General features: G+C 59.8%; 8 protein-coding genes, 1 tRNA gene and 1 pseudogene. 4 read left to right on the top strand and 6 right to left on the bottom strand.

Annotated features, from left to right (window positions below):
- The 5 genes from BMZ91_RS20580 to BMZ91_RS20560 form a co-directional block, all read right to left on the bottom strand.
- The coding region (locus BMZ91_RS20580; protein ID WP_143076431.1) for an IS6 family transposase at positions 1-406 on the bottom strand (406 nt) is incomplete at its 3' end.
- A 148-nt stretch (positions 407-554) separates the two neighbouring features.
- A tRNA-Arg gene (locus tag BMZ91_RS20575) sits at positions 555-631 on the bottom strand.
- 57 nt (positions 632-688) lie between these two features.
- Positions 689-2,080: a sensor histidine kinase gene (locus BMZ91_RS20570; RefSeq protein WP_092842457.1), complete on the bottom strand. Its 1,392-nt coding sequence runs from the start codon at positions 2,078-2,080 to the stop codon at positions 689-691.
- 24 nt (positions 2,081-2,104) lie between these two features.
- The gene (locus BMZ91_RS20565; RefSeq protein ID WP_092842456.1) at positions 2,105-3,523 is read right to left on the bottom strand and encodes a dihydrolipoyl dehydrogenase family protein; all 1,419 of its coding nucleotides are present in this window, start codon (positions 3,521-3,523) and stop codon (positions 2,105-2,107) included.
- 2 nt (positions 3,524-3,525) lie between these two features.
- Entirely contained in the window at positions 3,526-4,221 is a 696-nt protein-coding gene (locus BMZ91_RS20560; RefSeq protein ID WP_425441611.1) for a TVP38/TMEM64 family protein, read from the bottom strand.
- Between the two features lie 331 nt (positions 4,222-4,552).
- Here BMZ91_RS20560 and rpmH point away from each other — a divergent pair, with 331 nt between their 5' ends.
- From rpmH to yidD, 3 genes are read left to right on the top strand one after another with little or no spacing between them, the layout of a single operon-like run.
- Positions 4,553-4,687 carry a 50S ribosomal protein L34 gene (rpmH, locus tag BMZ91_RS20555; protein ID WP_027241708.1) on the top strand — a complete coding sequence of 45 codons (135 nt, stop codon included), beginning with the start codon at positions 4,553-4,555 and terminating at the stop codon, positions 4,685-4,687.
- Between the two features lie 21 nt (positions 4,688-4,708).
- On the top strand, positions 4,709-5,128 hold the full coding sequence (gene rnpA / locus BMZ91_RS20550) for a ribonuclease P protein component (protein ID WP_092842454.1): 420 nt from the start codon (positions 4,709-4,711) through the stop codon (positions 5,126-5,128).
- On the top strand, positions 5,125-5,370 hold the full coding sequence (yidD, locus tag BMZ91_RS20545; protein WP_092842453.1) for a membrane protein insertion efficiency factor YidD: 246 nt from the start codon (positions 5,125-5,127) through the stop codon (positions 5,368-5,370). The genes rnpA and yidD overlap by 4 nt, the downstream gene beginning before the upstream one ends.
- Here yidD and BMZ91_RS20540 read toward each other — a convergent pair.
- A pseudogene (locus BMZ91_RS20540) lies at positions 5,367-5,835 on the bottom strand (arginase family protein). The gene yidD and the pseudogene BMZ91_RS20540 overlap by 4 nt on opposite strands.
- Positions 5,836-5,972: 137 nt before the next feature.
- Here BMZ91_RS20540 and guaB point away from each other — a divergent pair.
- Positions 5,973-7,421, top strand: coding sequence for an IMP dehydrogenase (guaB, locus tag BMZ91_RS20535; RefSeq protein ID WP_092842452.1), 1,449 nt, complete (start codon positions 5,973-5,975; stop codon positions 7,419-7,421).
- The last annotated feature ends 1,049 nt before the right edge of the window (positions 7,422-8,470 follow it).

Raw genomic sequence — 8,470 nt, 5'->3', positions numbered from 1 at the left:
CGGGCCGACCATAGCGTTTCATCAATTTCCTGAGGAATTTCAACGCGGCCTTACGATCGCGCCGCTTTGAAACAAAGGCGTCCAGCACTTCGCCCTCGTGATCGACAGCGCGCCACATGTAGTGGGTCTCGCCATTGATTTTGACGAACACCTCGTCCAGATGCCATTGCCAGTTCGACCAGGCCCGCATTCGCTGAATTCGGCAGCGTCGGATTTCTGAGGCGAATTTCGGGCCAAACCTGTTCCACCAAAAGCGGACGGATTCATGGCTGACGTCTATGCCGCGTTCGTGGAGCAGGTCCTCAACGTTGCGCAGCGATAGCGGAAAACGCACGTACATCATGACCGCCAGGCGGATGATATCAGGGCTGGTTTTGAAGTACTTGAAAGGGTCACGTTTTTCCATGAGCGCAGCGTAGGGCAGCGGATAACCGATCTCAACTCAGGTTGCTCTGACACCGCCGTTGGATGCGATTCACAGCATTCCCAAGCGTTTTTTCTATGTGGGGTAGGTTCGCTTGGTCGCCATTTTATTTAGCGATATCAAGGGTGTGTGGCGGACCGAGGAGGATTCGAACCCCCGACCCCTTGATTCGTAGTCAAGTACTCTATCCAGCTGAGCTATCGGTCCGTTGAGGCCAGCAATTAGACCGTGGGGCAGGGGTTTGCAAGGGTGTTTTGACAGAAATTATCCCTCTTGGGAAAAATTTCCTTTGGGCAGGGTGACACAGAAGGTTGTGCCGGTTTCGTCGGTGCGTTCCAGCATCAGGTCGCCACCGTGGCCGCGCGTCAATTCGATCGCGATGCTCAGACCAAGCCCGGTGCCGCCCTTGGTAACACCGCCCTGAAACGGTTTGAAGAGATGCTCGCGTGCTTTGGGCGCTAGGCCGGGGCCGGTGTCAGAAATACGGATAATCCATTCCTTGTCGTCCTCAGAGGCCATGATGTTGATTTCACCGGGTTTACGAGAGTTTACAATTGCTTGCCTGGCGTTTCGGACAAGGTTTCCGATCACGCGATAAAGCTGTTCGGCGTCAGCGCGCAGGAACAGGCCATCGGGAATATCCTGGGAAAAGCTTATGTTGTTATCGCCGATCGACAGGCGTTCGCTGTCGATCACATCATCCACGATATCGGCAAGCCGAAAGCGGCCAAGCGTCGGGCCGGGTTCTTCGGCCTTGCCATAGGCCAGCGTCGCCTCGCACAGATGCACCGCACGGGTCAGCGAATTCACCAGCTTGGGCGCCATCCGTTTGACGCTTGGGTCTTCGCTCATCTCGATGCGGTCGGTAAAGAGTTGGGCACTGGTCAGGATATTGCGCAAATCATGGCTGACCTTGGCCACGGCGCCGCCCAACTGGGCGAGGTGTTCTTTTTGCTTGAGCGCGCCGGTCAACTGGGTTTGCAGCGATTGCAGGGTTTCTTCGGCCTCGCGCAGTTCGATGATACCGGCCGAGGGCTGAATGACGCGGCGCGCGTCCTCGGGGGCTTCGGCATAGGATTTCATATGTCCGACCACCCGTTTGATCGGTTTGACCAGAAATACCCGCACCGCCAGAAACAACAGCACGGCGGTAAAGATCGAAATCACCATCGACAGCAGCAGAATGCGCAGCCCATAGTCGATCATCGCCATGCGCAGTTGGTCGGTTTCAAGCGTGATCTCGATCAGCAGACCGCCCATGCGCACCGGCTGGCCGATGACCCGGATCACCTGGGTTTGCGGGGTCAGCATGCGTCTGGTCGCGTCGCGGATAAGCGTAAAGGCCGGAGCATCGCGCAAATCGAAGGTCTGCGCAATGGGGCCGGGCATCAGTGATGTCAGCACAAGCTGGCGCGCCTCATCGCGGCGCAGCACCACGTTGAACACCCCGGCATTGCGCAAAAGCTCTTCCTGAAGGTCGGGGGTGACCTCTTCATCGGCCAAAAGCACCAGGGATGCGATTTGCGCCCGTTCAAGCCGGGTTTGCAGGAAATCCTCGCGAAAGCGGGCGACAGAGGGGACAAAGATCATCACCTCTGCCAGCATCACAAAGACCGCTGTCAAAATCAGGAAACGCCCTGAAAGTGTGTTGAGCAACCCCCTGCCTCCTTGATGGCCGCCCTAGGGCAACCAGCCTTGTACAAACCGAACCACACGTTTCACCATAGGGCTATCAAACAGTTTTGGCGAGAAATAGGCCCCCGCCACGCGCTTGTTGATTTCACCAAGGGTGGGGTAGGGCGCCACCATATTGGCGACATGTTTCATCTTGAGGTTATTGGCCAGAATAAAGGCCCAGAGATTGATCAGCTCGCCCGCCTGCGCCCCGGCAATCGAGGCTCCGACCGGCCGACCGCGCACGACCATCACCTTGATAAGCCCCTCGGTCTTGCGTTCGGCAATGGCGCGATCGTTGTGGGAATAGGGAAAGCGCACCACCTCAAGGTTGCCGCCATGTTCCTTGCGCGCGCCCTCTTCGGTAAGGCCGACATGGGCCAGCTCGGGGTCGGTATAGGTCGCCCAGGGAATATGGCTTGTGCGTTCCTTGGCGGGCAGGCCAAGCAGCGCCGAGCGGATGATAAGCCCGGCGTGATAGCCCGCCATATGGGTGAATTGCAGCCCCCCGGCCACATCGCCGATGGCATAGACGCGGCGGTTGGTGCTGCGCATGCCCGCGTCAACCTTGATGCCGCGCCGGGTGGTTTCAATACCGGCCTTTTCGGTGTCGAGCTTGTCTATATTGGCCGCTCGTCCGACCGCCATCAGAAGATGGGTGCCCTTGAATACGCGGCCATCCTTGGCCTCGACCTCGATCGCGCCGAGCTTGCCGCGAATTTCCGCGGCCATGGCATCTTCGGCGATCTCGATGCCCTCGGCGGCGAAACGTTCCAGCACCACGGCGGCCATTTCCGGGTCGTCATTGCCAAGCGCCTTCATGCCTTCGATCACCGTCACCTCGCAGCCAAGCCGGCGATGCGCCTGTGCCATTTCCATGCCGATCGGCCCGCCGCCGATCACCAGTAGGTGCCCCGGCTTGTCGCGCAGCTCGAAAATCGTCTCGTTGGTCTCGTAGGGCACGTTCTCAAGCCCCGGAATCGGCGGCACCAGGGGCGATGATCCGGTGGCGATCACAATGCGCCGGGCGGTGATGACAAATTCGCCGGCCTGCACCTCTTTGGGGGAAATGAAACGCCCGTATTCGCGGATGACACGCACGCCCATGGCCTCGAACCGTTCCTGGCTATCGACCGGTTTGATCTGCTCGATGACATCGGCGACATGATCCTTGGCGGCGGCGTAATCGACCTTTGGGGTCACATCGGCGACGCCGTAAACGCTGGCATGCGATTGCGCATAGGCCGCCTTGCCGCTGGCAATCAGCGCCTTCGAGGGCACGCAGCCAAAGTTAAGGCAATCGCCGCCCATCTTGTGGGCCTCAAGCAGGATCACGCTTGCGCCCATCTGAACGGCGCCGGCCGCGACAGACAAGCCACCAGAGCCGGCCCCGATGATCAGGAGGTCGGTTTTCAATTTGGTCATGCTCAAATTCCTTTCTTGCCCCGCAGGGCCTTAATCACGATGGGCATCGCCGCAAGCGCGCACAGGCCCAGAATGGGGCCGATAATCTGTGGCTCCCAGAGTAGTGACAAATCCGGGCTGTCGCCGCGGTCAAACACCTCGCCAAGGCCGACACCGATCCAGGTAAAGACGATGGCACCGGGGATGATGCCCAAGACGGTGGTCAGGACAAAGTTGACGAATTTGACGCCGACAAGCGCCGGCAAAAGGTTGGCGACGAAAAACGGCACCGCAGGCACGAGGCGCATCAGGAACAGAACGCTGATCTCGTTTTCGTTTAGCCCGGCCTTGAGTTTCTTGAGCGTCCCGTCAGAGGTTTCGATCTTGGCGGCGAGGGCTTGGCCCAAGCCCCAGCGGGCGGCAAGAAAGATCGTGATCGCGCCAAGGCTTGCGGCGGTAACGTTGAAAGCGGTCCCAAGCACCAGCCCGAACAAAAAACCGCCCGTGACCGAGGCCACGGCCGCGCCGGGCAGAGAAAACGCCACGATGGCGAAATAAATGCCGATAAAGGCCAGCACCATCAGCCCAAAATTGGCATCGCGGAACGCCAGAAGCGTCTCACGGTGCTCGCGCAGCGTGTCAAAGGTAATATAGTCGCGCAAAGTGAAAAAGCCGATGACGGCGACCGTCAGGATGATCGCCAGCGGTGCATGCCGCATCAGCCTGCCCTTGGGTGTCTCTGGGGTGTCTTGCGAAGTTTTTTCCATTGTCCTGCCCGGTTTGATATGACTGCTCTTTACTTGCATAGCCGGACCCGCCACCGCCAGTGGCCTCACGCGGGGGTGATCAGGGGTGAATGTTGCCGTGGCGTCAATGGCACCCTTTGGCCTGATTGTAACACTGGCCGAGGGAATGTGTATGTTTTTGTTGCAAAAGCCGCCCTGTGGGTTTGACTTGCGAAAACCGGCCCTTTATAGACCGGGCTTCAGATAACACAGGGCTAGGCGCGATTCCTGAAACGCGGCACCTGACAAAGTCGGAGACGGAGCGATGAAACGCACCTTTCAACCCTCGAACCTGGTTCGCAAACGCCGCCACGGCTTTCGGGCGCGCATGGCAACCAAAGCCGGTCGCAAGATCCTGAATGCACGTCGCGCACGCGGCCGCAAGGAGCTGAGCGCGTAAGCGCCAGCCGTTGTAGAGAAAATGACACCGCCGGGCGCCCCTGACAGAGATGCAGGACCGATGCGCCCGGTGGTTTCGTCATGTCCTGTGCCCAAGATTCCCCCTGTGAGCGTTTTGCGCAAGCGTGCCGATTTTCTGGCCGCCGCCCGCGCCCGCCGACAGGGCACAGCCTCGATGATGGTGCAGGCTCGCAAGCGCGGCGAGGATGGGCTTGGCATGCGGGTTGGCTTTACCTGCTCCAAAAAGGTCGGCAATGCCGTGGCGCGCAATCGTGCCAAGCGTCGCCTACGCGCGGCCGCACATGAGGTTTTACCTGTAAGTGGTCGTATTGGTTGGGATTATGTCCTGATCGGGCGCAAGGATATCACCGCAGAGCGGCCCTTTGAGGCGCTCAAGGGCGATCTCATTCATGCGCTCAAAAAGCTGCACCCGGCGCCATGACCCCGCTGGCGCGCCTGTTGTCGCTGCCGATCCGGGCCTATCGGCTGATCCTGTCGCCCTGGGTCGGCTATCACTGCCGGTATCATCCGACCTGTAGCCAATACGCCCTTGAGGCGCTTGAAAAGCACGGCGGTTTGCGCGGTGGCTGGCTCGCGGCCAAGCGCATCGCGCGCTGCAATCCCTGGGGCCAATGCGGCCTTGATCCGGTGCCAGAGCGCAGGCGCAATGACCGCGACGCCTAGGCCCGCGCGCCGCGCGCGTGAAAGATAAAGCCCAGCAGATTGAGCAGAACTTGCGCCGCCAAAATGGTGGTAGAGCCGCTTTGGTCATAATCCGGCGCCACTTCGACAAGGTCGATGCCGACGATGTCATAGCGACTTGCAACCTCTTGCAGGATTTCAAGCACATCGTAATACAGGAACCCGCCATGGCTTGGCGTGCCGGTGCCCGGCGCGATCGAGGGGCAAAAGGCATCAATTTCGATGGTGATATAAATCCGCGCGCCTTTCGGAATACGCGCGGCGGTGGCCTCGGGGCCGAGCGCGCGCACCGGGGCGCCACTGGGTGCCGAAATCAAACGGTGCGCCGAGCACCGCCACATCGGCGTCAATCGCCGACCAATCGCCGACATAGGGGCGCTTGCCAAAGGTTGAGATCCCCACGAACGGCAGGTCAAGCCTGCCGCCTTCATACCCATGATCCGCCATGCGATCCCCCGTTGTTTTGTGCGTTTGCGCGAAGGTGGCGGGAAATGTCGCGGGCGGCAAGGCACGAATCGCCCTTTTCCCTGCCGCCGATCCGTGAAATAGGGAAGCGCCAAACGAGATATCCATGGAGAACCGTAATGGAGATTCGCGAGGCTTTAACCTTTGATGATGTTCTGCTGGTGCCTGCGGCATCAAGTGTGTTGCCTAACACGGCAGATACGCGCACCCATGTGACGCGCTCGATCAGCCTGAATATCCCGCTTCTCAGTTCGGCGATGGATACGGTCACCGAGAGCCGGATGGCGATCTGCATGGCGCAGCTTGGCGGCATGGGCGTGATCCATCGCAACCTTGACGTCGAAGAACAGGCCAATCAGGTGCGCCGCGTGAAACGCTTTGAGAGCGGTATCGTCTACAGCCCGATCACCCTCACCCCGGATCAGACGCTGGCCGATGCCAAGGCGCTTCAGGAGCGTTATAACGTCACCGGATTCCCGGTGGTGGATGAAAAGGGACGGGTGCTTGGCATCGTGACCAACCGCGATATGCGCTTCGCCGAAGATGACAGAACCCCGGTGCGCGTGATGATGACAAGCGAGAACCTTGCCATCCTGCAAGAACCCGCGGACCGCGAACAGGCCAAATCCCTGATGAAAGAGCGCCGGATCGAAAAGCTTCTTGTGACCGATGGCAAAGGCAAGCTGACCGGATTGCTGACCCTGCGCGATACTGAACAGGCGGTGCTTAACCCGACCGCCTGCAAGGATGACCTTGGACGGTTGCGTGTGGCGGCGGCCACGACGGTGGGCGATGCCGGGTTCGAGCGCTCGCAGGCGCTTGTGGATGCGGGCGTGGACATGATCGTGATCGACACGGCGCATGGTCATTCCGAGGGTGTGGCGATTGCGGTTGAGCGCGCCAAGAAGCTCTCGAACGAGGTTCAGGTGGTGGCCGGCAATGTCGCCACCGCCGAGGCCACGCGCGCCCTGATCGGGGCGGGCGCCGATGCGGTCAAGGTCGGGATCGGTCCGGGCAGCATTTGCACCACGCGGATGGTGGCCGGCGTTGGCGTGCCACAGTTGACCGCGATCATGGACAGCACGCGCGCGGCCGGCGATATCCCGGTGATTGCCGATGGCGGCATCAAGTTTTCCGGCGATTTCGCCAAGGCGATTGCCGCCGGTGCCTCCTGTGCCATGGTCGGCAGCATGCTTGGCGGCACCGATGAGGCGCCCGGCGAGGTGATCCTGTATCAGGGGCGTACCTTCAAGGCCTATCGTGGAATGGGCAGCCTTGGGGCGATGGCGCGCGGCTCGGCCGACCGCTATTTCCAAAAGGATGCCGCTAGCGACAAACTGGTGCCCGAAGGAATTGAGGGGCAGGTGCCCTACAAAGGCGCGGCTGGCCATGTGATCCATCAGCTTGTCGGCGGTCTGCGGGCGGCGATGGGCTATACCGGTTGTGCCACGATTGAGAATATGCGCAGCGATTGCACCTTCGTGCGCATCACCGGTGCGGGCCTCAAGGAAAGCCATGTGCATGATGTTCAGATCACGCGCGAAAGCCCGAATTACAGGGTCGGATAAGTCAATGAACAAGGCGCTCAGGGGTTTTCCCTGGGTGCCTTTGCATCTGAATTATCCGGACGTAGCGAGGGTTTTCGCCGTAACCTCCCCACTGCGAACCTGATCAGGTGATCATATCGGCGCAACCTGCTGGTACAATGTACCGCTCCCAAGAGTCGGCGGTTGCCGAAGGCAGGTCCCAACTTTCAAAATGTTTCGGAGATATCTTCGAACCGCTGTTCAGGCGGCGGATCACACCACTGTTTGTGTGTTATCGAAGGCTTCAAAGCGGCGAGGGTCAGACTTGGCGTTGATTGATCTGGTCGACGTCGGATGAACAGGCGGTGATGACCGGGAGGGATGCCTTCAGCACCAGGGTACAGGCGTTGATCGAGGAGTTGAAAGGCCAGGCTCAAAATTGTCGGCGCATCGGGTTCGGGCCGAAATAGGAAAGGCCGGACCCGGCGCAGTTGGAACCGGCGCTGGAGGATCTCGAAACCGCCATTGACGAGACCCAGGAACCGATCCTAGCCAACGCGACCGATCCGCAGGCGCAACCGGTCGTGGTTGAGTATTTATAGAACGGTGAATGCCCGGGGCTTGCACAAGGGCCGTGAGGGCGGTGAATGCGACGCCCTGCGCGGCCGCGACGATTTTCGAATGCTCAAGGTTGGGAAATCGCATTGCCAGCGGTCTGACCGCAACAACACAAAGAAAAGATAATACGTGACCTCACTTTTTATGATGGAACGTTGAGAGGTCCTTGCCCCCACTCGATCCCATCCTCGGATTCCGGCGACTGCGCCCTGTCGCGCACAAAGAAATCGGCCGGTCGCTGAATTGGCGACCGGCCGGGTCTTGCAAGATCAGGATGCAGGGTAGGTGTTTACCCTAAAGCACCAGGTCCTCATAGGGGGCGTCATCCCAATCATCGCCGCCCGTTGCGTTGCCGCTCCGGCTTCCGGATGCACGAATGGTCATCAAGGACATCAAATCCTCTACCGACGCGCCATCATCGCTTTCGTCTTCGGCAAAAGGTACGAATTTCGGCAAACTCGAATGCTCTGCCG

The organism is Roseovarius lutimaris, from assembly GCF_900115165.1.
In the GTDB taxonomy this organism is placed as follows: domain Bacteria; phylum Pseudomonadota; class Alphaproteobacteria; order Rhodobacterales; family Rhodobacteraceae; genus Roseovarius; species Roseovarius lutimaris.
This window is presented reverse-complemented; position numbering and strand designations above follow the sequence as displayed.

Coding starts and splice junctions, on each gene's coding strand:
- yidD (WP_092842453.1), top strand. CDS start 5,125: ATGACCCCGCTGGCGCGCCTGTTGTCGCTGCCGATCCGGGCCTATCGG.
- BMZ91_RS20565 (WP_092842456.1), bottom strand. CDS start 3,523: ATGACCAAATTGAAAACCGACCTCCTGATCATCGGGGCCGGCTCTGGT.
- rpmH (WP_027241708.1), top strand. CDS start 4,553: ATGAAACGCACCTTTCAACCCTCGAACCTGGTTCGCAAACGCCGCCAC.
- guaB (WP_092842452.1), top strand. CDS start 5,973: ATGGAGATTCGCGAGGCTTTAACCTTTGATGATGTTCTGCTGGTGCCT.
- rnpA (WP_092842454.1), top strand. CDS start 4,709: ATGACACCGCCGGGCGCCCCTGACAGAGATGCAGGACCGATGCGCCCG.
- BMZ91_RS20560 (WP_425441611.1), bottom strand. CDS start 4,221: ATGCGGCATGCACCGCTGGCGATCATCCTGACGGTCGCCGTCATCGGC.